This window comes from Burkholderia sp. 572, assembly GCF_040545135.1.
Taxonomy (GTDB): domain Bacteria; phylum Pseudomonadota; class Gammaproteobacteria; order Burkholderiales; family Burkholderiaceae; genus Burkholderia; species Burkholderia cepacia.
Genome location: NZ_JBEPLH010000026.1, coordinates 19,311 through 43,778, shown reverse-complemented (window position 1 = coordinate 43,778; position 24,468 = coordinate 19,311). Strand labels below are relative to the sequence as shown.

Here is a 24,468-nt window from a genome sequence, read left to right as displayed (position 1 = left end):
GCGCGCCGCCCGCCCGGTTGCGTCGCCCCGCGATCCGCACGACGCGCGTCACCCGGCGGTCATCGAAGAAAAGGACAAGAATATGTGGATGCGACATGTAGTGAAAAAGAACGAACGCGCGCTGCTGATGAACGAGGGCGATTTCGTGAAGGTGCTCGAACCGGGCGTGTTCAAGGCCTTCGATCCGTTCAAGCGCCTGTCGGTGCAAACCGCGCGTCTCGACGCGCCGCTCGCCGACGCGGCACTGGCCGATTACCTGCGTCACGACGCACAGGACGTGCTCGCCCGGCACTTCGTCGCGATGGATCTCGCCGACGACGAAGCCGGCCTGCGCTACGAAGACGACGTGCTCGTCGAGATCCTGGCGCCGGGCACGCGCCGGCTGTACTGGCGCGGCCTGACCGCGCACCGTCTCGAGCGCGTCGATCTCGCGCAGGACAGCATGCTGCCGGCCGCGCTCGTGAAACGCATCGCGCAACCGGCTCTGCGGGCGCGCGGTGTGGCGGGCCTGGCGGGCGTACTGCTGGCGCAGGTGCCGGCGTACCACGTCGGCGTGCTGAAGATCGACGGCAAGATCGAGCGGCTGCTGGACGCGGGCGTCTCGGCGTTCTGGCGCTTCAACCGCGACATCGCGGTCGAACTCGTCGACCTGCGCGTGCAGGCGCTCGAAGTCGGCGGACAGGAAATCCTGACGCGCGACAAGGTCGCGCTGCGGTTGAACCTGTCGGCGACGTGGTGTTATGCGGACGTGCTGCATGCGTTCGGCCAGCTGCAAAAGCCGGTCGAGCACCTGTATCGCGAGCTGCAGTTCGCGCTGCGTTCGGCCGTCGGCACACGCTCGCTCGACGAACTGCTGGAAGACAAGCAGTCGATCGACGACGTCGTGATCACGCAGGTGCGTGCACGCCTGGGCAACTCGGGCGTGGACGTGCGCAGCGTCGGCGTGAAGGATATCGTGCTGCCGGGCGACATGAAGACGATCCTCGCGCAGGTGGTCGAGGCTGAGAAGTCCGCGCAGGCGAACGTGATTCGCCGCCGCGAGGAAACGGCGGCCACGCGTTCGCTGCTGAACACCGCGAAGGTGATGGAAGAAAACCCGACCGCGCTGCGGCTCAAGGAGCTGGAAACGCTCGAGCGCGTCGCGGAACGGATCGACCGCATCTCGGTGTTCGGCGGTCTCGACCAGGTGCTGAACGGACTCGTCAGCATCAAGGGCGCCTGACGGGCGCAACGGCGCGGCGCAAGTGTGCCGCGCCGCATGAATGAAGGAATCAGGTGAAGCAAATGAGTGCAATGGATTACCAGGTGATGGAACTGGCGAACGGCAAGCCGGTGAAGATGTGGACGCAAGGCGTCGCCGTCGAGGACGAAGCGCGCGCGCAGCTGCGCAACACCGCGCAGATGCCGTTCATCTTCCGCCACGTCGCAGTGATGCCGGACGTCCACCTCGGCAAGGGCTCGACGATCGGCAGCGTGATCCCGACGAAGGGCGCGATCATTCCGGCCGCGGTCGGCGTCGACATCGGCTGCGGGATGATGGCCGCGCGCACGACGCTGACGGCAGCCGACCTGCCGGATTCGCTCGCGGGCCTGCGCAGCGCGATCGAACGCGCGGTGCCGCACGGCCGCGCGCCGGGCCGCCGTGATCCGGGCGCGTGGGGCGACCGCACGCCGGCCGCCGTGACCGAATCGTGGAAGTCGCTGCAACCGGGCTTCCAGCGGATCGTCGACAAGTATCCGAAGCTGGAAAAGACGAACCACTACGCGCATCTCGGCACGCTCGGCACCGGCAACCACTTCATCGAAGTGTGCGTCGACGAAGCGGACCACGTGTGGTTCATGCTGCACAGCGGCTCGCGCGGCGTCGGCAATGCGATCGGCAGCCTGTTCATCGAACTCGCGCAGGCCGACATGCGGCAGCACATCGCGAACCTGCCGGATCGCAACCTCGCGTATTTCACCGAGGGCAGCCGCCACTTCGACGACTACGTCGAGGCGGTCGGCTGGGCGCAGGACTACGCGCGGCGCAACCGGCAGGCGATGATGGATGCGGTGATCGGCGCGGCGCGCGGCGTGATCGCGAAGCCGTTCTCGGTCGACGAACACGCGGTGAACTGCCACCACAACTACGTGCAGCGCGAACGCCATTTCGGCGAAGACGTGCTCGTGACGCGCAAGGGTGCGGTGTCCGCGCAGAAGGGGCAGCTCGGCATCATTCCGGGCTCGATGGGGGCGAAGAGCTTCATCGTGCGCGGGCTCGGCAACCCGGAAAGCTTCTGCTCGTGCAGCCACGGCGCGGGCCGGACGATGAGCCGCACCGAAGCGAAGCGCCGCTTCACGGTCGACGACCAGGTGAAGGCGACCCAGGGCGTCGAATGCCGGAAGGACTCGGGCGTCGTCGACGAAATCCCGATGGCCTACAAGGACATCGACGCGGTGATGGCGGCCCAGCGCAGCCTCGTCGAAGTGGTGCATACGCTGCGCCAGGTGGTGTGCGTGAAAGGATAGCGCGGTGCGCGGCCGATGGCCGGCGGCCGCGCGCAACGAGAGAGAAACGACAATCATGAAAACGGAACAACTGACTGCCGTGCGCAGTGCGCACCCGGTCGACCCGGCCGTGCGGGCGCGCGTGATGGCGGAGCTCGCGGAAGTCGAGCGCCGCCACGACGTGAGCGTGCTGTTCGCGTGCGAATCGGGCAGCCGCGGCTGGGGATTCGCCTCGCCGGACAGCGACTACGACGTGCGCTTCGTGTATGCGCACCGGCGCGACTGGTACCTGAGCGTCGAAGCGCAACGCGACGTGATCGAGCGGCCGCTCGACGACGAGCTGGACGTCAGCGGCTGGGAACTGCGCAAGGCGCTGCAACTGCTGCGCCGCTCGAACCCGACGCTGCTCGAATGGCTCGACTCGCCCGTCGTGTATCGCGAAGACGCGCGCTGGGCGCCGCGGCTCAGGTCGCTGGCGTCGGCGTTCTTCTCGCCGGTGCGCGGGCGTCATCACTACCTCGCGATGGCGAAGAAGAACTTTCGCGGCTATCTGCAAGGCGACACGGTGCGCTACAAGAAATACCTGTACGTGCTGCGGCCGCTGCTCGCGGTGCGCTGGATCGACGCGGGGCTCGGGATGCCGCCGATGCGTTTCGCGGCGCTCGTCGACGGCACCGTGCACGAGCCGTCGGTGCGCGCGGAGCTCGACGCGCTGCTCACGCTGAAGATGAGCGCGAACGAAAGCGAATACGGGCCGCGCCGGCCGGCGATCCACGCGCTCGTCGAGACGATGCTCGCCGATGCCGAACACGATCGCGAATACAAGCGGCCGTGGGGCGACGTGGCGATGCTCGACGCGTTCCTGCGCGACGTGGTCGACGCACGATGAAAAGCGAACGGCGCGATGCCTGCGGGCATCGCGCCGTTTGCGCATCCGTGCACGTGCGCCCCGTGCCGGCCAGCAACGTACGTGCCCGCACACGACGCGCCGCCGCCGCGATCGGCGCCCATTGCGGCGGTATACTCGAAACCGTTCCGCAAAGCGCGCCCCTGCATGCGCCGCTGCCTTCGACCGCCCCGCTTGCTGACGATGCGCTTGCAGTCCGACGTCTTGCGCCCGCCCATCCACAGTCGATACGAACCGTCATGTCGCACCGCCTTTCGCTCGCCATCGCCGCCCTCCTCGCCGTTTCCCCGATCGTTGCCCAGGCCCGTCCGCTCACGCGGCCGCCGGTCGAGCGCGACTTCAAGAACTGGTCGGTCGTCTGCGACAACGTCAATCGTTGCATTGCCGAAAGCCATGCCGACGACATCGACGACTCGCGCACCAGCCTCATCCTGCGCGTGACGCGCGATGCCGGCCCGGACGCGCAAGCCTCGCTCGCCCTCTATGCGTCGGCGCCGCTGGACCTGCGCACCGCACGCGCGGACGGCCGCCCGTTCGATGCGATGGCGGCCCAGTGGCATGCGTTCGGCGGCAAACCGGACGACGACGAAGCCCACCCGTTCCGGATCCGCACCGACGATCCGGCAACGGTTGCCGCATGGCTCACCGCCGCGCGCAACGCGCAACTGCTGAGCTTCGGCGATCCGGCGTCGGCGCAAACCGCCCGGACGCCGTTGACGGGGTTGAACGCCGCGCTGCTGCTGATCGACGACACGCAGGGCCGGGTCGGCACGACGACGGCGCTGCTGCGCCCCGGCAACCGGCCCGCGTCGTCGGTGCCGGCCGCGCCGGCACTGCCGCCCGCCGTCGTGCCGGCGCCGGCCGTCGCGGACCTGCCGGCCGGCGGGCAGCGCCCTCTCGTCGACGCGGTGCTCGCGAAGTTCGGCGACGACATCAAGCAATGCGCGGCCGACGTCGAAGACGAAATGTCGGCCAGCGATCGCCGGAAGGCGTCGCGCGCCGTGGCGATCTCCGCCGACGAGGCGCTCGTCGCGATACCGTGCCAGACCAGCAGCATGTATAACCGCACCGACCTGTGGTATCGCGTGCGAAGGACGGCACCATTCACGCCGACGGCGATGAATTTCGGCGAGAACGCGAACGCGGGGCTCGACTCGGCGTCGTTCGCGAACGAACTGACGGAGGCGGGCTACGACCGCACCCGCGCGACGCTGTCGAGCAAGGTCAGGCTGCGCAGTGCCGGCGATTGCGGCTCGACCGCGTCGTGGATCTTCGACGGCCGGCGCTTCCTGCTCAGCGACATCGCCACGCACGGCACGTGCAACGGCCTGTTCGACGATCAATGGCCACGCCTGTATCGACGCGCCGATGCGCCAGGAAACCGCTGACGCGTGCATCGCACCGCAACACGCCGGCAGTCACACCCAAAACAAACCGAGGGGCCGACCCATGCATCACCCGTTCATCGCCACGTCGCGCAACGCGACCGCGACGCGGCGCACGCGCGGCTGGCGCGGCGCAATTGCGTTCGCGCTGCTCGCCGTCACCGCGTTCGCCTTTTCGCCAATGAGTGCGGCACGCGCGGCAAGCACCGACGATACGGTCGAGATCCCGTTCTGGTCGCGCGACTGGGTCGGCACGATCGGCAACCGGCATGTCGAAGTCTCGCTGTCACGCGTGGCGGGCACGGTATCGGGCTCGTACTGCTACGCGCCCTGCACGTCCGACAAACGCTACCGGCTCGCGCTGAAGGGGACGCTCGACGCGCACGGCGCCACGCTGTCGGAACGCGACAGCGGCGCGAAAGCCGACGCCGATCGCGTAACGGGCACGTGGCGCGTTGCATCGCTCGACAATACGGTGGCCGGCACGTGGGCGTCGCCGGACGGCAAACGCACGCTGCCCGTCTCGCTCGCAACGAAACAGGACGGCAGGCCGTTCCCTTACGAGATTCGCCTCGTCGCGGACAAGCTGCCGGACGACGACGGTTCATGCAACGACGCGCCGCACGTCACCGCGATCCGCCTGTACGATCGCGGCCGCCTCGTGCAGACGCTGCAGACCGATTCACGCGGCACCTGCGGCCTGTTCACGCCCGATTTCGCCGACGTGAATTTCGACGGCTGGCCCGACCTGATGCTCGCGCAATCGATGGGCGCGGGCCCGAACATTCCGTACCAGACGTGGATCTTCGACCCGAAGACGCGGCGCTTCGTCGACGCACCGCAGGGGCTGCAAGGCATCACGTCGCCGGAGTTCGATGCCGTGCACCGGATCATCTGGACGAGCTGGCGCGCGAGCTGCTGCGAGCACGGCGTGACGACCTACCGCTGGCAGGGCAACGACGTGAAGGAGGCCGACTCCGCCAGCAGCTACCTGCTGCCGGTGCTCGACGGGAACACGCGCCGCTATTGCTACGTCATGCCCGGCTACGGCGACGGCTACATCGAGTTTCCGCAGCGCATCGAGCAGACCGGCACGGGGCTGCGCTCGACGCTGGGCGCGCTGAAAGACTGCGAGGTGGACGCGTCACCGTGGATGGCGCGCGTGTACATCGACATCTGGAAGCCGGGCGCGCCCGGCCACGCGCCGACGCTCGTCCGCACCGAAAAGGTCGCGTGGAAGCGTACGTCGACCCGCGCCGGCATGAAGTTCTGCCCCGACGTGCCGTTCTACGACAACGGCCGCATCCGCCGCATCGTGCTGCGCGACGATCCCGACCAGTGCAACGACAGGAATCCCGACCAGAACTAGCGCGCGGGTCGACCGCACGCGCGTGCCGCCCTCATGTCACGCGCCGACGATCGAGATCGAGAACCCGTCCCAGCCCTTCTGCCCGACCGTCTGCACGGCCGTCGTGGTGACGTGCGGCGCGGCCGCGAGACGCGCGAACCCGTCGCGCACGCCGGCCACGTCGGGCTCGCGATTGTCGGGATCGGCCACGCGCCCGCCGCGCACGACGTTGTCGACGACGATCACCGTGCCGGGCCGCGACAGCTTCAGCGCCGCGTCGAGATAGACCGGGTTGTTGTCCTTGTCGGCATCGATGAAGATGAAATCGAACGGCGCTTCGCCTGCGTCGACGAGCCGCGCGAGGCTGTCCTTCGCGCTGCCGACCACCACCGTCACGACCTCCGCGAACCCGGCACGCGCGATGTTCCGCGTCGCGACCTTCGCATGTTCGGGGTTCAGCTCGAGCGTCACGAGCGTGCCGCCCGGCGGCAATGCGCGCGCGAGCCAGATCGTGCTGTAGCCGCCGAGCGTGCCGACCTCGAGGATCCGCCGCGCGCCGCGAATCGTCGCGAGCAGTTGCAGCAGCTTGCCCTGGTTCGGCGCGACGTTGATCGCGGGCAGCCCGGCCGCGTGGCTCGCCGCCAGCGCGGCGTCGAGCACGTCGTCGGACGGCACGAGCGTCGCGGAGAAATACGCATCCACCTGGTTCCAGTGATCCTGATTCATCGCGCACCCCTTGTTTGCGGAAAGGGCATTCTATGCGCCGCACCGCCATAAGCAACAAACCATTCGTTCTAAGGGCCGCCGCGCACGTGCTCCTATAATCGCTCGACCACCACAACAACAGACGGAGCACCCATGACCGATCAGGCCTCTTCGAACTGGCGCCTCGAAACCATCGCCGTGCACGGCGGTTATCGTCCCGACCCGACCACGCGCGCGGTCGCCGTACCGATCTACCAGACCGTTGCGTACGCATTCGACGACACGCAGCACGGCGCCGACCTGTTCGACCTGAAGGTGCAGGGCAACATCTACACGCGGATCATGAACCCGACGACGGACGTACTCGAGCAGCGTATCGCCGCGCTCGAGGGCGGCATCGGCGCGCTCGCGCTCGCATCGGGACAATCGGCCGTCACGTACGCGATCCAGACGATCGCCGAGGCCGGCGACAACATCGTGTCCGCGAGTTCGCTGTACGGCGGCACCTACAACCTGTTCGCGCATACGCTGCCGCAATACGGGATCACGACGCGTTTCGCCGATCCGCGCGACCCCGCGTCGTTCGAGCCGCTGATCGATGCGCGCACGAAGGCGATCTTCGCGGAATCGGTCGGCAACCCGCTCGGCAACGTCACCGACATCGCCGCGCTCGCGGAAGTCGCGCATCGCCACGGCATCCCGCTGATCGTCGACAACACGGTGCCGTCGCCGTATCTGCTGCGCCCGTTCGAGCACGGCGCGGACATCGTCGTGCATTCGCTGACGAAGTATCTCGGCGGGCACGGCACGAGCCTGGGCGGCGCGATCGTCGATTCGGGCAAGTTCCCGTGGGCCGAGCATGCGGACCGCTTCAAGCGGCTGAACGAGCCCGACGTCAGCTATCACGGCGTCGTCTACACGGAAGCGTTCGGGCCGGCCGCCTATATCGGCCGCGCGCGCGTGGTGCCGCTGCGCAACATGGGCGCGGCCATCTCGCCGTTCAATGCCTTCCAGATCCTGCAGGGCATCGAAACGCTGGCGCTGCGCGTCGAACGGATCAGCGACAACGCGCTGAAGATCGCGCAGCATCTCGCGCGTCACGAGCAGGTCGAATGGGTGAACTATGCGGGCCTGCCTGACCACCCCGACCATCCGCTCGTCGCGCGCTACCTGTCGGGCCGTGCGCCGGGCATCCTGACGTTCGGCGTGAAGGGCGGCCGCGACGGCGGCGCGAAGTTCCAGGACGCGCTGAAGCTGTTCACGCGGCTCGTCAACATCGGCGACACGAAATCGCTCGCGACGCACCCGGCATCGACGACGCACCGGCAACTGTCGCCGGCCGAACTCGCGAAGGCCGGCGTGAAGGAAGAAACGGTGCGGCTGTCGATCGGCATCGAACATATCGACGACCTGCTCGCCGATCTCGACCAGGCGCTCGCGCAGGTGTGACCGGCACGGGCGCGCCGGCTTGCCGGTGCGCCCTGCATCGAATGTGTTGACCTTGAAGCGGCTTCAGGGTGTTCAATCGCCGGTTGATGCCGGGGCAATGCCCGGCGTGCATGAACCGTACCCTGCGGCCGGGCAGCCGGACGCCGAGCCCGCTGCGGTACGCCAACCGTTCGAGAGGCCTCATGACACCGACCGCGAAGCTTGCGCTACTGACGTTACCGCCCGTGCTGGCGGCCTGTTTCGGCGCACTCGCCGCCGCGTGGCGCGCCCCCGGCCCGACAACGTCGAGCGTCATCCAGCATTTCACCGGCGGCATCGTGTTCGCGGCCGCGGCGCTCGAACTGCTGCCGCAAGATCGCGCGCATGCGCTGTTTCCGGTCGTCGTCGGCTTCGTGCTCGGCATCGCGCTGATGCTCGCGATCCGTGCGCTGTCCGGCGCGATCGAGACGCGCTTCGAGGACGCGCGGCTGCCCGTGAGCCTCGTCATCGTCACCGCGATCGACCTCGTCATCGACGGCCTCGTGCTCGGCATCGCCTTCTCCGCGAGCGACGAAAGCGGCATCATCCTGACCGTCGCGCTGACGCTCGAGGTGCTGTTCCTCGCGCTGTCGGTCAGCGCCGCGCTCGCGGCCGCCGGCATCGGCCGCATGCTGTCGATCGTCGTGCCGGTCGGGCTCGCGGCGCTGCTGAGCATCGCGGCCGTTGCCGGCAACGCGGCGTTCGCAGGGCTTCCCGCCAATATCTACGCGGCGCTGCTCGGGCTCGGCACCGTCGCGCTGCTGTACCTCGTCACCGAGGAACTGCTGGTCGAAGCGCACGAGGTACCCGAAACGCCGTTTGCGACGGCCGCGTTCTTCATCGGCTTCATCGTGTTCTTCCTGATCGAAGGATCGGTGAAGGCCGGATAAGCCGGCCGCGCGCCGGTTACCACGTCGTCGCGCCCGTCGGATACGTATCGACGATGCGCGTGCCGTTGACCGGCGTCACGCCTTCGTTGCGCAGCGCGGCCCACAGGTCGATCGCGTGTTCGCGCGACTTGCGGCTGCCGTCGTCGGTCAGCACGTTCAGCGCGATCACCTCGTCGCGGATCGTCAGTTGCAGTTGCTCCTTCAGCTTGCGTGACTGATGCGACGCGGTGCGGATATCGCCGAGCAGGATCCGCTTCTCCGCAACATCCTGCCCGCCGCCTGCATCGGCCGGCACGAACGTCAGCCGTCCGTTTCCGACCTCGCATTGCCCGCGCGTGAACGTCGCGCTCCACTCGCCGGCCGGCACGGTCGCGAGCTCGCAACGCATCCGCTCGTTCGCGCGGCGGCCGACCTCGTGCGCCGGCGCGTGCGACAGCGCGCGTTCCGGCCAGCCGGCCGCCATCGCAGCCGTCGACATCAGGCACGCCGCGAGCACGATTCCTTTCGCGAAATGGCGCATGGCACTCTCCTCTTCGTGTGGGGTACGGCCGGCGGGCACCGTGCCAGCCGGCCGCGCATGAACGATCAACGAACCGCAAGACGGTTGTCGTGCGCATCGACCAGCGGCGCCGCCTCGCCGCGATGTACCGTCGCGCGATGGATTTCCTGGTTGCGCGCGACGGTGGCCGGGCTCGCCGGGTAGTCGTGGTTCGGGCTCGGGATCACGCCGTCGTGGCGCGCACGCACCAGTTCCTGACGGACTTCCTGACGGGTCTTCTGCTGCGCGGCCGCTGCCTGCGAGATGGCCGCAATCGACAGGACGGCGGCGGCGACGACGATCATCGGTCGCGGAATGTTCATGTGGCTCGCTCCTTGCTGGAAAGATGTGACAGGAGCCTTCACTTTGATCCGGCGGCGGTGCGCAATCGTGATCGCAGCATGACGGTTTCGTCACTGCCCCGGCCTATCCTGCATCGCACTCCCAATGAAAACGGGTCGCAAGTTTCCAGGTCGATGACGCGGCGATGACATTTTTCTCATTTGTCCCTCACCTTCACGATCCGAACGCTTTCCAGAATCGGCAGCGCGATTGCGACATTCCGCGCCTGCCGCACCAACGCGCGGCGCCGGAATCGACCGATGCACGGATCGATCCTCTTGAACCTCAGGGACACACCATGAAAACTCCAGTTCGGCTCGCGATGATGTCGGGTGCGATGCTCACGGCCGCCCACGCGGCGCACGCGTCGGAAGTCACGCTGTACGGCCTGTTCGATACGTCGTTGACCTACGTGTGGAATGCCGACGCGAACGGCAGGAATCTCGTCGGCCTCGGCAACGGCAACCTGCTCGGCAACCGCTTCGGCGTGAAGGGCGCGGAAGATCTCGGCGGCGGGCTGAAAGCGGTCTTTACCCTGGAAAACGGCTTCAACCCGAACACCGGCGCGCTCGGGCAAGGCAACCGGATGTTCGGCCGGCAGGCTTTCGTGGGCCTCGAAAGCGCGCGCTGGGGCACGCTGACGCTCGGCCGCCAGTACGACGCGCTCGCGGATGTCGCGTGGCCGGTCACCGGCGATTTCTACTTCGGCAGCGTCTATGCGACACCCGGCGACGTCGACAACTACGACACGTCGTCGCGTACCGACAACGCGGTGAAATACACGTCGCCGCTGATCAACGGATTCCAGTTCGTCGGCATGTACGCGCTCGGCGGCGTGGCCGGCAAGAGCGGCGCCGGGCAAACCTGGTCGGCCGGCCTGTCGTACAGCAACGGCCCGGTCGACGTGGCCGGCGGCTACTACTACGCCGCCAATCGCTCAGCGCTCGCCAACGGCATCCGCACCGGCTGGAACAGCACCTCCGACGGCACGTTCGACGGGTCGCTGGTCAACGGCGGCTACCTCTCCGCGAAATCGATCGGCATCGCGCGCGGCGCGTTGCGCTACAGCTTCGCGCCGTTCGCGGCCGGCATCGACTACAGCAACGCGCAGTACAAGGCCGATGCGATGTCCGCATTTCGGAGCACGCAGAAGTACGACACCGCACGCGGCTTCTTCAACTACCAGGCGACACCCAGCCTGCTCGTCGGCGTCGGCTACAGCTACACGCGCGCCCGCGGCGATACGGGCGCGACCTATCATCAGGTGTCCGCCGGCGCCGATTACGTGCTGTCGAAGCGCACCGATCTCTACGCGGTCGGTGCATGGCAGCGCGCGAACGGCGAACAGCGCACGCTCGACGGTGGCACGCAAACGGCGCAGGCGTCGATCGGCTCCTATGGTTATGGCGGTACGCGCACGCAGGGCATCGTCAATCTCGGGTTACGCCACCGGTTCTGACCACGGCGGCAATACGCGCGCCGCGTGACGAAAATTTCATGTCCCGATCAGGTTCGCGCAGCGTCGCTTCGCTACGATCGCAAACGTGACGGGCAGCGCCCGTTCCAGACCACGCAAGCGGGTCGCTGCCGCACGGCACGTCACGCGTTAGGCCCGGACTCGTCGAGTGCCGGGCTTCTTTTTTTGCTCGTCGTGAATCGACATCCTGCGTGCTCGGCGACGAACCCGCGACCGACCGCGCGGTATCCCGGACGACTCCCGCCGCATACCCCGCACGCGTGCCGTGCGATCGCGGTCAACGCGTGCCGCTGCGCTGCGGGAACAGGCACACGTGCGTCTTGACGTACAGGTTCGGATTGCCGCAGCGATGCCCGGCATAGTCGATCTGCTCGCCGGGCATGAGGTCGGCCGGTACCGGCTTGCGCGCGGCGGCCGGCGTGGTCGATGTGGCCGACGCAGCGGGCGTTCGGCCGGAACGCGTCGACGTGCAGCCCGCGAACAACGGGACGATCAGGACTGCGATCAAGGCGAGGCGAATGGCGGGACGAGGCACTTTTCGGTCCGGGGTGAAAGTCGGAAAGGGCCGCCCGCATTCCATGCTGCTGTCGCGGACGGCGCGAATGCCGTCGGCCAGGTCGACCATCGGCAGACTTCATGTTCCGCTTCCCGCTCATCGCGCCCATGACGCGAACATGACGATTGCATCATGTCGGCCGCGGTCGAACGGCACATCCCGGCATCACGCAATCTGACGCATTTTTCATCTCGCGATCACGATCACGCACGGCTGCTTTCGCATACTGGGTCCACGGTTCGCCACCCGGCGGCCCTGATCAAGGAGAGCACTCAATGAAAACCGCACAACTCGCAGCACTGTTCGTCACCGCCACGCTGTCGCTCGGCATGGCCACGCAGGCCGCGTTCGCGCAGACGCAAACGCAGGGCAAGACCCGCACGCAGGTCGTCAATGAACTGAAGCAGGCGCAGCATGACGGCGTCGTGCCGACGAGCAAGACGCAGTACCCGCCGAGCAGCGAGCTCATCGCGCGCAACAAGGAGCTTCACGGGATTTCGGTGCATGGCGGCGAGAAGAAGCCGCAGACCGACAACCACGACGAACTGACCGCGCGGCAATGACGCCCGGCCGCACGACCGCGGGCAGCGCGCCACGCGCGGCCGCCTCATGGCGAACGCGCGGGCGTGCCCGCCCGCGGTGTCAGGCGCCGGCAGCCGCCAGCCGCTTCGGCTCGGCCGGCTGGTGCGGAAAGCGCAGCCAGAACGTCGTGCGCCGGCCCGGGTCGCTGTCGACGCCGCATTCGCCGCCGTGATTGTCCATGATCGACCGGACGATCGCGAGGCCCAGCCCGGTACCCGACGCCGAATTGTGCCGCGACGGATCGACGCGATAGAAGCGCTCGAAAATCCGCCCGACATGCTCGGCGGCAATGCCGGGCCCCGTGTCCGACACGGCAATCGTCGTCGCACCGCCCTGCTCCACGCAGTCGATCGTCACGACGCTGCCGCGCGGCGCGTACCTCAGCGCATTGGACAGCAGGTTGCTCAGCGCGCGCTGGTACAGCGTCAGGTCCGCATCGACCCACGCGTGACCGTCGACCTTCACCTGCACGCCCGCATCCTCCGCGAGCGCCTCGTAGTAGCCGGCCACGCGCCCGGCCTCCTCCGCCGCATTCAATCGCCGCACGTCGATCGACGTGCCGGCCTGTTCCGAGCGCGCGAGAAACAGCATGTCCTCGATCATCCGCGACAGCCGCTGGTATTCGTCGATGCTCGACTCGATCACGTTCCGGTATTCATCCGCGCTGCGCGGCTGCGACAGCACGACCTGTGCGGCCGCCTGCAGGTTCGTGAGCGGCGTGCGCATGTCGTGCGCGAGATTCGACGAGAACTGGCTCAGCCGCGTGAACGATTCGTTCAGCCGCCCGAGCATCCCGTTGAACGCGTGCTCGAGTTCCTTCAGCTCGCCCGCGGTATCGAGTTCCGGCAGCGGATGGGCGAGCCGGCTCGTCGACATCTGCTCGGCGCGCGCCGCGAACCGCCTCAGCGGGCTCAAGCCCAGCGCCGCGATGCCGTACGCGATCACGGCCGCGAGCACCACGCCGAACACCTCGATCACGACGATCGTATAAGCGTGCGTGCGCAGCAGCAGCACGTCGGCGCTGCGGTCGTACTGCACCGCCACGCGTACCACCGGTGCGCCCGCGCCGGCGAGCGGCACGGTCGTCACGAGATACTGCTGCCGCGCGCCGGGCGGCGCGACGCCGACCGGCACGCGCCCCGCGTCGAGCGTCAGCAGCGGTGCAACCAGGCGGAATCCGGGCGTGCCGACGAGGCGCGTGCCCGCCGCGTCGTAGATCGCGAGATCCATGTTCGGATGGCCGTGCAACTGGTCGATCCAGATATCGACGTTGCGCGTGACGTCCGCCGTCGAGCGCGCTTCAGCCAGATGCGCGCCCAGCGCGGCGGAAATCCCGGCCATCTGCTCGGCGGCCGTCGTTTCGACGCGATTGCCGAGCGCCTCGTAAAGCGCGACACCGCTCGACGCGAGGATCACCGACGTCGACAGGATGATCAGCGCGGTCAGGCGTCCGCGCAGCGTGCGCGGCAGCAGTCGCGCGATCATGCGGCCGCGCCGCCGCGCGCTTCGAGCACGTAGCCCATCCCGCGCACGGTGTGGATCAGCTTCGGGTCGTACGCATCGTCGATCTTCGAGCGCAGGCGCCGGATCGCCGAATCGACGACGTTCGTGTCGCTGTTGAAATTCATGTCCCACACCTGCGACGCGATCGTCGCGCGCGGCAGGATTTCGCCTTCGCGGCGCATCAGCAGCCACAGCAGCGCGAATTCCTTCGCGGTCAGCAGGATCGTGTCGCCCTGCCGCGTGGCCTTGCGGCGCGTCAGGTCGAGTTCGAGGTCGGCCACGCGCAGCGTGTTCGAATCGCGCGGCTGGCCGCGCCGCAGGATCGACTTGATGCGCGCGGTCAGCTCGACGAAGTCGAACGGCTTCGCGAGATAATCGTCGGCGCCGAGCTCGAGCCCCTTCACGCGGTCGCCGACATCGTCGCGCGCGGTCAGGAACAGCACCGGCGTCGACTTGCTGCGCCGCAGGTTCTGCAGCAGCGTCCAGCCGTCCTGCCCGGGCAGCATCACGTCGAGCACGAGCAGGTCGTATTCCTCGGTCTCGGCCTGGTGCTGGCCCGTGATGCCGTCCTCGACCCAGTCGACGACATAACCTGCCTCGGTCAGGCCCTTGCGCAGATATGCGCCCGTCTTCGGTTCATCTTCGACAATCAGAATTCGCATCACGCATTACCCTTGAAGAAACCCAGCCGGCGCAGCACGCCCGACACGAAGCCGCCGCCGAAGCCGCCCGCCAGCGCGGCACGCCACGACACCGCATGGCTGACGCGGTACAGCACGGGCAGCACCAGCAGCGTCAGCGCCGTGGACGACAGGATACCGCCGATCACGACCGTCGCGAGCGGGCGCTGCACCTCGGCGCCGGTGCCGGTGGCGAACGCCATCGGCAGGAAACCGAGCGACGCGACGAGCGCCGTCATCAGCACCGGCCGCAGCCGCGTGAGCGCGCCTTCGCGCACGGCGGCCTCGAGCGGCGTCCCTTCGTCGCGCAGGTTGCGGATGAACGAGATCATCACGAGCCCGTTGAGCACGGCCACGCCCGACAGCGCGATGAAGCCGACCGCCGCCGTGATCGACAGCGGAATCCCGCGCAGCCACAGCGACACGACGCCGCCGCTCAACGCGAACGGAATGCCGGTGAACACGAGCAGCCCGTCCTTCACGTTGTTGAACATCACGAACAGCAGCACGAACACCATGAACAGCGCGAGCGGCACGACGAGCTTCAGGCGCTCGCTCGCACTCTGCAGCTGCTCGAACTGCCCGCCCCACGACACCCAGTAGCCGGCCGGCACGCGCACGTCCTGCTGAAGCTGCTCGCGCGCGTCGGCGACGAACGAGCCGACGTCGCGCCCGCGCACGTTCGCGCTGACGACCACCCGCCGCTTGCCGTCCTCGCGGCTGATCTGGTTCGGGCCCGGTGCGACGTCGATCGTCGCGAGCTCCGCGAGCGGCACGTACGGCGCCGCCGCAAGCGGCGCGCTGGCGCCGGCCGCCGGCGCGGGCAAGGCGATCGGCAGCCGCTTGATCGCCTCGATGTCCGAGCGCAGCTCGTCGGGCAGCCGCACGACGATGTCGAAACGGCGGTCGCCCTGGAACAGCGTGCCGGCCTTCTGCCCGCCGACGGCCGCGGCCACCGTATCCTGCAGGTCGGCCACGCTCACGCCGTAGCGCGCGAGCTTGTCGCGGTCGAGATTGACGGTCAGCACGGGCAGCCCCGTGGTCTGCTCGACCTTCACCTCGGACGCGCCCGGCACCTTCTGCAATGCCGCCGCGATCTGCTCGCCGGTCTGGTTCAGCACGGCCATGTCGTCGCCGAAGATCTTCACGGCGACGTCGCTGCGCACGCCCGAGATCAGTTCGTTGAAGCGCAGCTGGATCGGCTGCGAGAACTCGTACGCGTTGCCCGGCAGCTCGGCGAGCGCTTCCTCGATCTCCCGCACGAGCCGGTCGCGCGGCTTCTTCGGGTCGGGCCACCGGTCGGCGGGCTTCAGCATGATGTAGCCGTCCGACAGGTTCGGCGGCATCGGGTCGGCCGCGATCTCGGCCGTGCCGGTGCGCGCGAACACGCGCTCGATCTCGGGGAAGCGCGCCTTCAGTGTCTTCTCGATCGACTTCTGCATCTCGACCGACTGCGACAGGCTCGTGCCGGGAATCCGCAGCGCGGCGACCGCCAGGTCGCCTTCGTTCAGGCTCGGGATGAACTCGCTGCCGAGCCTCGTGGCAAGCCCGAGCGTGACGAGCACGATCGCGCCCGCGCCGAGCATCACGCGCACCGGTCGCGTCATGAATGCCGCGAGGACCGGCTCGTATGCGCGCCGCGCCCAGCCCATCAGCCGGTTCTCCTTCTCCTCGACGCGCTCGCCGATGAACAGCGCGACGGCCGCCGGAATGAACGTGACGGTCAGCACCATCGCGGCTGCGAGCGCCATCACGACGGTGATGGCCATCGGATGGAACATCTTGCCTTCGACACCCGTCAGCGCAAAGATCGGCAGGTACACGACCATGATGATCAGTTGCCCGAAGATCAGCGCGCGCCGCGCTTCCTGCGACGCGCCGAACACTTCCGCGAAGCGCTCGTCGCGCGTGAGCGGCCGGCCGGCGGTAGCCTGCGCATGCGCGAGCCGCCGCACGCAGTTCTCGACGATCACCACCGCGCCGTCGACGATGATCCCGAAGTCGAGCGCGCCGAGGCTCATCAGGTTCGCGCTCACCTTCGCGTTGACCATTCCGGTGAAGGTCATCAGCATCGACAGCGGGATCACGAGCGCGGTGATCAGCGCCGCGCGCATGTTGCCGAGGAACAGGAACAGCACGGCGATCACGAGGATCGCGCCTTCGAGCAGGTTCTTCTTCACCGTCGCGACGGCCTTCTCGACGAGCACCGTGCGGTCGTACACGGGAATCGCCTTCACGCCGGACGGCAGCGTGCGGTTCACGTCCGCCATCTTCGCGGCGACGGCCTTCGCGACCGTGCGGCTGTTCTCGCCCATCAGCATGAAGACCGTGCCGAGCACGACTTCCTCGCCGTTCGACGTCGCGGCGCCGGTGCGCAGTTCGCGGCCGATGTCGACCACGCCGACGTCCTTCATCCGCACCGGCACGCCGCCGACGTTGGTCAGCACGATGTTCGCGATGTCGTCGACCGTGCGCGCCTGGCCCGGCACGCGCACGAGATACTGCTCGCCGCGCTTCTCGATGTAGCCGGCGCCGACGTTGTCGTTGTTGCGTTCGAGCGCGCGCACGACGTCGGCGAGCGTCAGCCCGTAAGACATCAGCTTCGCCGGGTTCGGCGCGACACGGTACTCCTTCACGTAGCCGCCGATCGAGTTGACCTCGGTCACGCCGCGCACGTTCCGGAGCTGCGGCCGCACGACCCAGTCCTGCAGTTCGCGCAGGTCGGCCGCCGTATAACGCGTGCCGTCGGGCTTGCGCGCGGCGGCATCGGCCTCGACGGTCCACAGGTAGATCTCGCCGAGGCCCGTCGACGTCGGCCCCATCGCGGGCGCGATGCCGGGCGGCAGCTTGTCCTTCGCTTCCTGGATGCGCTCGTTGACGAGCTGCCGCGCGAAGTAGATGTCGGTGCCGTCCTTGAAGATCACGGTGACCTGCGACAGCCCGTAGCGCGAGATCGAGCGCGTCTGCTCGAGGCCCGGCAGCCCGGCCATCACGGTCTCGACCGGATAGGTGATGCGCTGCTCGGCCTCGAGCGGCGAATAGCCGGGCGCGGCCGTGTTGATCTGGACCTGCACGTTGGTGATGTCGGGCACCGCGTCGATCGGCAGCTTCTGGTAGCTGAACACGCCCAGTGCGGCCACGGCCGCGATCGCCAGCATCACGAGCCAGCGGTGCGCAATCGCAAAGCGGATCAGGCGTTCAAACATGGCGGGGGTCCTTGAAGCGGGGCACGGTCACCCTCGATGGACGGGCTGCCCGGCCGGCCACCCGGCGGGCCGGGAATCTGGCCGCGAACCGGGTCGCAGACCGGGCCGTGATTCGCACAACGGCGCACACTTGACGCTCATTCATGTTCCGCGCTCCCCTTGCCGAGTTCGGCCTTCAGCACGAAGCTGTTCGACGCCGCGTATTCCTGGCCCGGCTTCAGCCCCTTCAGCACTTCGGTCGCACGTTCGTCGCGCCGCCCCGTCTCGACGGCCTGCGCGACGAAGCCCTTCGGTGAACGCACGAAGACGGACGGTGCGCCGTCGACGTCCTGCAGCGCGTCGCTTGCGACCGCGAGCGGCACGCCCTGCCTGCCCGCGTCGACCGACACGTTCACGAACATCCCGGGCCGCCACACGCCGTCCGGGTTCGGCAGCACGACGCGCGCGGGTGCGGTGCGCGTCTGTTCGCCGAGCAGCGAACCCACGTACGCGATCGGGCCGCTCGAACGCGATTCGAACGCGGTCGCGACGACCGTCGCGTCGCGTCCCACCCGCACGTCGTTGAGCCGCTGCGCCGGCACGGCCATCTCGGCCCATACCGTCGACAGGTCGGAGATCACGAACATGCTGGCATCGGCGGCGATCGCTTCGCCGGGCGTCGCATGCTTCTCGACGATCGTGCCCGCGAACGGCGCACGCAGTTCGTAGCGGTTCAGCGCGCCCGCACCGGCGGGCGCATTCAGCGCGGCGAGCTTCTGCCGTGCGTTCTGCACGGCGATCTCGGCTTCGCGCAACTGCACCTGCGCCTGCTGGTAGTCCTGCTCGGCCGAAATGCGCTCCTGCCACAGCGTGCGTTCGCGCTCGTAGGTCGCGCGTGCGCCCGACAACCGGCGTTCGGCCGTCAGCAGCTCGCTGCGCCGGTCGGCGAGATCGGTGCTCGCGATCACGGCCAGCACCTGCCCCTTCGCGACGTTCTGCCCGAGCGACACCGACACCTGCTCGACGATGCCGGCCACGCGCGGCACCACGTGCGCGGTGCGATCCTCGTTGAACTTGATCTCACCAGGGAGCTGGAACGGTGTCGCGATCTGCGCGGGGCCGGCCTTCGCGAGTGCGATCCTCGAGGTCGCCAGCTGCGCGTCGGTCAACACGATCGCGCCGTCGGCGCGTGCGAACGGGAACGAGGCGGCGTCATTGCCCGCCTTCACGTCGATCGTCGCATCGAACACGTGCGGCTTGGCGATCGACTGCGCGGACACGAACTTCCGGCCGGCCGCGTCGAAACGCAGCGGCTCGTGCGTGCGGTCGTAGCGGACCAGCGTGCCGGACACGGTGACGCCGTTGCCGGCCGGCTTGCCGTCGACGAACGGATAGACGACGAGGCGCGCGTCGCCGGGCTTCTCCGTCATCACGATTTCGACGGACAGCTTGCCGCGCCTGAGCACGACACCGCCGCGCTCGCCGGCGGCTTCGGCGGATGAAGCGGCTTCGGGCGCCGCCGACGCGGAGGTGGCGCCGCCGCCATTGCGCGTGACGCCGAGTGCGCCGAGGACGATCCCGGCGCTGCCGAGCACGACCGCCGCGATGATCAGGATTCTGCTGCGTGACATGATGATCCTTCAGGTAATGGAGGCGTCTGTGGCGCTATTGCGTGACAGGTGCGAACGGTGCAAGCGGCGTACCGACGAGCCGGCCGATGTCGGCACGCGCGGTATGGGCGTCGGCGAGCGCGCGCACGTATTGCGACTGGCCCTGGAACAGCGTGCGCTGCGCGTCGAGCACGTCGAGGAAGCTGAACTTCCCGAGTTCGTAGCCGCGCGACATCGCGTCGAGCGCGACGCGCGCGGCCGGCAGGATGTCGTCCTTCAGCCGCTGCGCTTCCTGCGCGGCGGCTTCGAAATTCGCGTAGGCCTGCGTGAGTTCCAGCCGCAGGCGCGTGCGTTCGCGATCGAGATCGGCGTTCGCCCGAGCGGCCTTGTGCGTCGCCTCGAGCAGCGCGCCCTTGTTCGTGTTGAACAGCGGAATCGGGATCGACACGCCGACCACGGCCTGGTTGTCGGGCACGCCGCCCGTGGTCACGCGCTTCACGCCCGCGCTGATCGTCACGTCCGGAATGCGCCGCGCGCGTTCGAGCGATACGGCCGCGTTCGAGCGCAGCATCTCGGCGCGCGCGATCCGCGCGAGCGGCGCGTCGTCGAGTTGCGCGGTGAGCGCGGGCAGCGACTCGACCGGCGGCACGGCTTCGAGATCGCCGAGCACCGCCAGCCGGCCGTCGCGCGCCTCGCCCATCACCGCGTTCAGCTTCTCGCGCGCGACCTCGACGCGGCCGCGCGCCGTCACGACTTCGATCTGCACGCCGGCCGCCGCCACGTGCGCCTTGGTCGCTTCGACTGGCGACACCTTGCCGGCCTGTGCACGGCGGCTCGCGAGATCCGCGGAGCGCGCGGCGATCGCGGCCGATTCCTCGGTGACCTGAAGCTGGCGCTGCGCGGCGAGCAGCCCGTAAAACGCGGCGATCACGTCGGCGCGCACGACGGCGCCCTGTTCGTCGAGAGACGCATTGGCCGCTTCCCTGCCGTACGACGCGACGTCGAGCCGCGCGCCGCGTTTGCCGCCGAGTTCGATCGTCTGGTTGATCAGCGCGGTCGACGTGCGTTCGGCGCGACGGAAGCCTTCCTGCAGGAACGACACTTCCGGATTGGGGCGCGCACCGGCCTGCATCAGCGCGCCGGCCGACGCATCGACGTCCGCGCGTGCGCCGCGCAGCGCCGGATTGTTCCGGGCCGCGGCCGCGAGCGCATCGGCAAGCGTCAACGAGGTGGAAGGGCGTGCGTCGGGTGGCGGTGCGCCGATCGGCGGGGCGCCGCCGGAGATAGCCGGAGCCGGGGACAGCGACGGCTGCGCATGAGCCGTCGCGGCCATCGCGAAGACGACGGTCGCGGCGAGGTTGAGCTTGAGCATGTTCGGTTCTGCGGTAACGGTTCGCGACCGATGCTACGGTTCGGCCGCAGTGCGAACATGAGACGAAGATGACATTTCCGTCATCTTGGGGGCGGCCGCGCGCGAGCGTGCGACGCTTGCCGGCCGCGGCGGTGGGACCGCCACCACGCACGGCGATTGGATGAAGCGGCGTATCGCCTTACCGACTTGCTAGAACAACGTGATCCACTCGCGGATATGTGAGCGGATCACGTCTCACGAATCAAATACAGCAGATCTCCAGAAACGCCGACGAACAAGACGCGGAACCCACTGCGTCGCAAACCTCACGGCGGCACCTCACTGTCCACGGAAGTGACCACCTCCCGACGGACATATCGGCCTTATCCGATCAATTCTTGGACGCGTCGACCTTTACCTCAATCCTCGTATATTCCGGTCCCAGCAATTGCGTTCGCTCAGTTTGTCCTCGCTCGTCCGTCATTCCGACATAGCGGTCCGCGCTCGTGGTGATTCGGTAGCAAACGTGCGCAAGCGGCTTCGAACGAGACCCAAGAAGCAACGCCTTGTCTTCGGTACGCGCCGTCCATCTCTCCGTCGTGACGATACGAGCCGTTGCAGGCTGACGCTCGTCAGCACACGTAAAACGATCAACGTCATGTGTGGGACCCGGCGTAGCCGCCGTAACTGCATAGCTACTAACACCTCGCAAACCCGCGGTATTGCATAGATTCTGACAACCTTCCGATGGGCATTTCGGAACAAACTCAACGCCGACCTGATGCGCGTCGTAGGGGTCGCGTTTGCCGTTCTTGCCCTGAATGATCCGCTCGTGAATCCACACGTCTTGGGGATTCATTCCCAGTTGAACAAGGAAAGATTTCATCGCCTCACCACGCAATTTTGCCAACGCTTTCGGATTGCGTTCCCACGCAAACGCGGCTGCATCTACAGTTGCTGATGCCCCTTCACGTGTCCACTCTCTCGCAGTCAGGAAGTGTCTAACAAGACTCAACCGATCGCTGTTGCCAACCTCGATAGAATTCAACGCCAACTGCATATTGTCTTGTTCCAGAACCTTACATGCATAGGCCTGCGACGAGCAGAGCGCAAACGCCAAGAGAAGCGATATCGATCGTTTCATTCCTTTTGCTCGGTTAACGCGCCAAAACGAACCACGCGATGCTGTCTGCATTTCTAATAGCCTGTTCTGGATGTTCTTTCGCCAATCGTTCGCAGGCCCAACGGCCATACGCGCCCGGGTAGTCCTCGGAACCAAATGTATCTATGAAATGCGAACACTCGTGAACTATCGTAAGTTGCTTCGATGATAAGTTGCTCGCGGATCGGTCAGGTAGCGAGCAGAAATTGATATTGATCGCAATCGTATGCGTCGCAGTATCCGGACGACAAACATGCGCCACTTCTCCGTCAAGCCTCTTCATATTGGGCAAGCAGCCAGTAGCCAAGTCCGCGTCAGAGCCGGGACGTACAAAGTTCTTGGCGGTCAGGTTCGACATGACTGTCACGAGAGCCCCGAGACCCGCAGTCAACCGGGTTCTGACCGTGCTGTCAGACGAACCGAACCACTCGACAACGCGAGCCTGTGTATCGGGCGTCCAACGCGCCAGTCCGGCTATTCTCCGCTTGGTAATAACAACAGCCTCATCTCTCAACCCTAGAACAAGCTTCCTGAATTCTGCGTCAGTCATGTTAGGACAGATAGGCGGACCGTTCAGTGACAACGGAATTATGACTTTCGAACCGCGGACCGTATTCGATTCACCTTTCCCGACCTGAATCCAGTCACCGTTTCCTTGCGTATTTTCATTGCCCGTTACCATATTCTTTAGTCTTCCACATAAATTTCGACCTCCAACGCTTCTCGGCTCGTCGTAACAATTCGTTGGGTATGGCCGATAGCATCCGTAACACCGCTGAACACTTTTCCGGACGCGGTATGGATACGGTATTGCACGCGTGCCAAGGGTCGGCCGGTATCGGCATCGTGCAAAACAAATTGTTCGTCGTGTTTAGCGTGAATCGCCAACGACGAACGAGGAGTGCTCTGCCCCGTCAGCGCCACCACTTCCTCTGCCGTGAAAATCATCCTCATGTTGCGCTCCGCGTAGAACACCGGCGGCGGACTGCAGCCGCACACGTTGATATCACCGCTCAATGCCCATTGCTTGCCGTTCGGGCCCGTGCCGGGCCAGCGCGGCCCCTCCGGCGCAACGAATCCTTCTTGCTTGCAGGCCGTGCAGTAGGTTTTCATGCCGAGCGTGGCGATTTGTACTGCCGGCGGCGGATTAGAACAGGTCACGGAGTCGAGACCTTCGGTGATGATCGCGCTTCCGGCGCGGTCGCCCTGGGCGAGGAAGGACCGGATCATTTCGCTGCCTCTTGATCAGCTACGATCGCCAATTTCACCACCGTGAAGGTATCGGCGAAGCCCCTTCCTTCACATTCCGGGGAGTCCGTGACGAGATCGCCGTTTGAGAGTTCGCTACCAACGAAGGCGAGCGGCGTGAAGTCGGGGTAATTCGCGATGCCAAGGCCACTGATTATTCGAGCGGTTGAACCGTCCACATAGTGGACAATGTTTCCCACGACAGCGGACTTGCCGAGCGATTCGCCAACGTCCCATGTGCCGGTTGCTTCACGCAGCACGCCGCCCCTCGCGGTCGTCGCCCCTTTCACGGCCAGCCGGTAGCGTGGGCGCGCGGGCGGCGGTACGTAAGCAGGATCGAACAAGCCGGGAATCGGCTTGTCATCAGTCACCCGGATACCGGCTCCGTCTTGCAACGTTTGAGTGATGACGTCGCCGTTGCTTAGTCGCGAGCCGACTAGCGCCATTGGCTTGCCGTCGGACGTGGCGGAAAATCCCGCCCCGTCGACGACTACGGCCTCGGTGCCGTCATCGTATTGAACGACGTCACCGACGCGGGCCAGCATCAGCCCGCGATAGCTCGTCTTGCCAGCGACTTCGGCAACCCAACCGCCGCGCTTGGTACGCGAGCCGATGGTCGCGAAAAGATGGGTAAGCGCTTTTGCTTCTTGTTCGTTCGGCATCCTTCATCCCTTTCCGGTTAAGTAGGTGAAATGTGCTCCACGCCAACTTAAAGCCAACCCAACAGGGGGATCAATCGTCCGTGTACGAAAATTCGGCAACGATTATCTGGTATCCGAACGAATTTCATGAAGAATTATCGGATGCAAAGCTTTGAGTATGATTTCCGCGTATCGGGCGGTGCGCTGTCGGGCCGGATGCCCGCACTCTTCGAACTTTTTGTCCGCAATGCCCACACGTCGCCCGCTCGTCTAAAACGACTGAACGCAGGGATTCGCGAATTCAGACGCCGGACGCACGTTTGTAGCGCTCATCTTTATTGATCCGGATTCGCTGGGCGGCGGATTTCGTATTGAAGCTGTAAGGGACCGCGTGGCGCGAGGAC

The 24,468-nt window shown here is 66.8% G+C and carries 22 protein-coding genes; 9 read left to right on the top strand and 13 right to left on the bottom strand.

Annotation, left to right across the window (positions count from 1 at the left end):
- Positions 1 to 82 precede the first annotated feature (82 nt).
- The 5 genes from ABIC51_RS34295 (at position 83) to ABIC51_RS34275 (ending at position 6,148) form a co-directional block, all read left to right on the top strand.
- Positions 83 to 1,222 (top strand): slipin family protein, encoded by a 1,140-nt coding sequence (locus tag ABIC51_RS34295; protein ID WP_027790918.1) that lies wholly within the window; start codon positions 83 to 85, stop codon positions 1,220 to 1,222.
- Positions 1,223 to 1,284: 62 nt separating this feature from the next.
- On the top strand, positions 1,285 to 2,508 hold the full coding sequence (locus ABIC51_RS34290; protein WP_060195038.1) for an RtcB family protein: 1,224 nt from the start codon (positions 1,285 to 1,287) through the stop codon (positions 2,506 to 2,508).
- A gap of 55 nt (positions 2,509 to 2,563) precedes the next feature.
- Positions 2,564 to 3,376, top strand: a complete 813-nt coding sequence (locus tag ABIC51_RS34285) for a nucleotidyltransferase domain-containing protein (RefSeq protein ID WP_146252552.1) — start codon at positions 2,564 to 2,566, stop codon at positions 3,374 to 3,376.
- A 257-nt stretch (positions 3,377 to 3,633) separates the two neighbouring features.
- Positions 3,634 to 4,782 carry a DUF1176 domain-containing protein gene (locus ABIC51_RS34280; protein WP_027790915.1) on the top strand — a complete coding sequence of 383 codons (1,149 nt, stop codon included), beginning with the start codon at positions 3,634 to 3,636 and terminating at the stop codon, positions 4,780 to 4,782.
- A gap of 61 nt (positions 4,783 to 4,843) precedes the next feature.
- Positions 4,844 to 6,148 carry an XAC2610-related protein gene (locus ABIC51_RS34275; RefSeq protein ID WP_175899435.1) on the top strand — a complete coding sequence of 435 codons (1,305 nt, stop codon included), beginning with the start codon at positions 4,844 to 4,846 and terminating at the stop codon, positions 6,146 to 6,148.
- Between the two features lie 36 nt (positions 6,149 to 6,184).
- On the opposite strand, the gene ABIC51_RS34270 is transcribed toward ABIC51_RS34275, so the two are convergent.
- Positions 6,185 to 6,853 carry an O-methyltransferase gene (locus ABIC51_RS34270; protein WP_027790913.1) on the bottom strand — a complete coding sequence of 223 codons (669 nt, stop codon included), beginning with the start codon at positions 6,851 to 6,853 and terminating at the stop codon, positions 6,185 to 6,187.
- A gap of 132 nt (positions 6,854 to 6,985) precedes the next feature.
- Here ABIC51_RS34270 and ABIC51_RS34265 point away from each other — a divergent pair, with 132 nt between their 5' ends.
- A complete protein-coding gene (locus ABIC51_RS34265; protein WP_021157380.1) occupies positions 6,986 to 8,281 on the top strand; it encodes an O-acetylhomoserine aminocarboxypropyltransferase/cysteine synthase family protein in 1,296 nt (431 codons plus the stop codon).
- Between the two features lie 182 nt (positions 8,282 to 8,463).
- Complete coding sequence (locus ABIC51_RS34260) at positions 8,464 to 9,189, top strand: ZIP family metal transporter (protein ID WP_060173050.1); 726 nt, start codon at positions 8,464 to 8,466, stop codon at positions 9,187 to 9,189.
- Between the two features lie 16 nt (positions 9,190 to 9,205).
- Here the strand turns inward: ABIC51_RS34260 and ABIC51_RS34255 are convergent, their stop codons facing one another.
- Positions 9,206 to 9,709, bottom strand: coding sequence for a hypothetical protein (locus ABIC51_RS34255; RefSeq protein ID WP_175852300.1), 504 nt, complete (start codon positions 9,707 to 9,709; stop codon positions 9,206 to 9,208).
- 65 nt (positions 9,710 to 9,774) lie between these two features.
- Positions 9,775 to 10,050 carry a DUF4148 domain-containing protein gene (locus ABIC51_RS34250; RefSeq protein ID WP_060083337.1) on the bottom strand — a complete coding sequence of 92 codons (276 nt, stop codon included), beginning with the start codon at positions 10,048 to 10,050 and terminating at the stop codon, positions 9,775 to 9,777.
- Positions 10,051 to 10,367: 317 nt separating this feature from the next.
- Between ABIC51_RS34250 and ABIC51_RS34245 the strand changes: the two genes are divergently transcribed.
- Positions 10,368 to 11,528 (top strand): porin, encoded by a 1,161-nt coding sequence (locus ABIC51_RS34245; RefSeq protein WP_354006920.1) that lies wholly within the window; start codon positions 10,368 to 10,370, stop codon positions 11,526 to 11,528.
- Positions 11,529 to 11,823: 295 nt separating this feature from the next.
- On the opposite strand, the gene ABIC51_RS34240 is transcribed toward ABIC51_RS34245, so the two are convergent.
- Positions 11,824 to 12,171 carry a hypothetical protein gene (locus ABIC51_RS34240; protein WP_226129632.1) on the bottom strand — a complete coding sequence of 116 codons (348 nt, stop codon included), beginning with the start codon at positions 12,169 to 12,171 and terminating at the stop codon, positions 11,824 to 11,826.
- A 206-nt stretch (positions 12,172 to 12,377) separates the two neighbouring features.
- Between ABIC51_RS34240 and ABIC51_RS34235 the strand changes: the two genes are divergently transcribed.
- Positions 12,378 to 12,665: a DUF4148 domain-containing protein gene (locus ABIC51_RS34235; protein WP_027790907.1), complete on the top strand. Its 288-nt coding sequence runs from the start codon at positions 12,378 to 12,380 to the stop codon at positions 12,663 to 12,665.
- 79 nt (positions 12,666 to 12,744) lie between these two features.
- On the opposite strand, the gene ABIC51_RS34230 is transcribed toward ABIC51_RS34235, so the two are convergent.
- From ABIC51_RS34230 to ABIC51_RS34190, 9 genes are all read right to left on the bottom strand, one after another.
- Positions 12,745 to 14,169 carry a heavy metal sensor histidine kinase gene (locus ABIC51_RS34230; protein ID WP_175852297.1) on the bottom strand — a complete coding sequence of 475 codons (1,425 nt, stop codon included), beginning with the start codon at positions 14,167 to 14,169 and terminating at the stop codon, positions 12,745 to 12,747.
- Positions 14,166 to 14,849, bottom strand: a complete 684-nt coding sequence (gene irlR / locus ABIC51_RS34225) for a heavy metal response regulator transcription factor IrlR (protein ID WP_021157388.1) — start codon at positions 14,847 to 14,849, stop codon at positions 14,166 to 14,168. Before irlR ends, ABIC51_RS34230 begins: the two co-directional genes overlap by 4 nt.
- Positions 14,849 to 18,073, bottom strand: a complete 3,225-nt coding sequence (locus tag ABIC51_RS34220; protein ID WP_175899430.1) for an efflux RND transporter permease subunit — start codon at positions 18,071 to 18,073, stop codon at positions 14,849 to 14,851. Before ABIC51_RS34220 ends, irlR begins: the two co-directional genes overlap by 1 nt.
- 137 nt (positions 18,074 to 18,210) lie before the next feature.
- On the bottom strand, positions 18,211 to 19,683 hold the full coding sequence (locus ABIC51_RS34215; RefSeq protein ID WP_175899428.1) for an efflux RND transporter periplasmic adaptor subunit: 1,473 nt from the start codon (positions 19,681 to 19,683) through the stop codon (positions 18,211 to 18,213).
- A gap of 34 nt (positions 19,684 to 19,717) precedes the next feature.
- Entirely contained in the window at positions 19,718 to 21,034 is a 1,317-nt protein-coding gene (locus ABIC51_RS34210; protein ID WP_175899426.1) for a TolC family protein, read from the bottom strand.
- 370 nt (positions 21,035 to 21,404) lie between these two features.
- Positions 21,405 to 22,157, bottom strand: coding sequence for a hypothetical protein (locus ABIC51_RS34205; protein ID WP_080981933.1), 753 nt, complete (start codon positions 22,155 to 22,157; stop codon positions 21,405 to 21,407).
- 13 nt (positions 22,158 to 22,170) lie between these two features.
- Positions 22,171 to 22,725 carry a M35 family metalloendopeptidase gene (locus ABIC51_RS34200; protein WP_226129644.1) on the bottom strand — a complete coding sequence of 185 codons (555 nt, stop codon included), beginning with the start codon at positions 22,723 to 22,725 and terminating at the stop codon, positions 22,171 to 22,173.
- Between the two features lie 137 nt (positions 22,726 to 22,862).
- On the bottom strand, positions 22,863 to 23,405 hold the full coding sequence (locus ABIC51_RS34195) for a PAAR domain-containing protein (RefSeq protein WP_027790902.1): 543 nt from the start codon (positions 23,403 to 23,405) through the stop codon (positions 22,863 to 22,865).
- Positions 23,402 to 24,085, bottom strand: a complete 684-nt coding sequence (locus tag ABIC51_RS34190) for a PAAR domain-containing protein (protein WP_175899424.1) — start codon at positions 24,083 to 24,085, stop codon at positions 23,402 to 23,404. Before ABIC51_RS34190 ends, ABIC51_RS34195 begins: the two co-directional genes overlap by 4 nt.
- Positions 24,086 to 24,468: the final 383 nt, after the last annotated feature.

Coding starts and splice junctions, on each gene's coding strand:
- ABIC51_RS34295 (WP_027790918.1), top strand. CDS start 83: ATGTGGATGCGACATGTAGTGAAAAAGAACGAACGCGCGCTGCTGATG.
- ABIC51_RS34275 (WP_175899435.1), top strand. CDS start 4,844: ATGCATCACCCGTTCATCGCCACGTCGCGCAACGCGACCGCGACGCGG.
- ABIC51_RS34210 (WP_175899426.1), bottom strand. CDS start 21,034: ATGCTCAAGCTCAACCTCGCCGCGACCGTCGTCTTCGCGATGGCCGCG.
- ABIC51_RS34280 (WP_027790915.1), top strand. CDS start 3,634: ATGTCGCACCGCCTTTCGCTCGCCATCGCCGCCCTCCTCGCCGTTTCC.
- ABIC51_RS34265 (WP_021157380.1), top strand. CDS start 6,986: ATGACCGATCAGGCCTCTTCGAACTGGCGCCTCGAAACCATCGCCGTG.
- ABIC51_RS34235 (WP_027790907.1), top strand. CDS start 12,378: ATGAAAACCGCACAACTCGCAGCACTGTTCGTCACCGCCACGCTGTCG.
- ABIC51_RS34270 (WP_027790913.1), bottom strand. CDS start 6,853: ATGAATCAGGATCACTGGAACCAGGTGGATGCGTATTTCTCCGCGACG.
- irlR (WP_021157388.1), bottom strand. CDS start 14,849: ATGCGAATTCTGATTGTCGAAGATGAACCGAAGACGGGCGCATATCTG.
- ABIC51_RS34285 (WP_146252552.1), top strand. CDS start 2,564: ATGAAAACGGAACAACTGACTGCCGTGCGCAGTGCGCACCCGGTCGAC.
- ABIC51_RS34215 (WP_175899428.1), bottom strand. CDS start 19,683: ATGTCACGCAGCAGAATCCTGATCATCGCGGCGGTCGTGCTCGGCAGC.
- ABIC51_RS34230 (WP_175852297.1), bottom strand. CDS start 14,169: ATGATCGCGCGACTGCTGCCGCGCACGCTGCGCGGACGCCTGACCGCG.
- ABIC51_RS34245 (WP_354006920.1), top strand. CDS start 10,368: ATGAAAACTCCAGTTCGGCTCGCGATGATGTCGGGTGCGATGCTCACG.
- ABIC51_RS34290 (WP_060195038.1), top strand. CDS start 1,285: ATGAGTGCAATGGATTACCAGGTGATGGAACTGGCGAACGGCAAGCCG.
- ABIC51_RS34250 (WP_060083337.1), bottom strand. CDS start 10,050: ATGAACATTCCGCGACCGATGATCGTCGTCGCCGCCGCCGTCCTGTCG.
- ABIC51_RS34260 (WP_060173050.1), top strand. CDS start 8,464: ATGACACCGACCGCGAAGCTTGCGCTACTGACGTTACCGCCCGTGCTG.
- ABIC51_RS34190 (WP_175899424.1), bottom strand. CDS start 24,085: ATGCCGAACGAACAAGAAGCAAAAGCGCTTACCCATCTTTTCGCGACC.
- ABIC51_RS34195 (WP_027790902.1), bottom strand. CDS start 23,405: ATGATCCGGTCCTTCCTCGCCCAGGGCGACCGCGCCGGAAGCGCGATC.
- ABIC51_RS34200 (WP_226129644.1), bottom strand. CDS start 22,725: ATGACTGACGCAGAATTCAGGAAGCTTGTTCTAGGGTTGAGAGATGAG.
- ABIC51_RS34205 (WP_080981933.1), bottom strand. CDS start 22,157: ATGAAACGATCGATATCGCTTCTCTTGGCGTTTGCGCTCTGCTCGTCG.
- ABIC51_RS34255 (WP_175852300.1), bottom strand. CDS start 9,709: ATGCGCCATTTCGCGAAAGGAATCGTGCTCGCGGCGTGCCTGATGTCG.
- ABIC51_RS34240 (WP_226129632.1), bottom strand. CDS start 12,171: ATGGTCGACCTGGCCGACGGCATTCGCGCCGTCCGCGACAGCAGCATG.
- ABIC51_RS34220 (WP_175899430.1), bottom strand. CDS start 18,073: ATGTTTGAACGCCTGATCCGCTTTGCGATTGCGCACCGCTGGCTCGTG.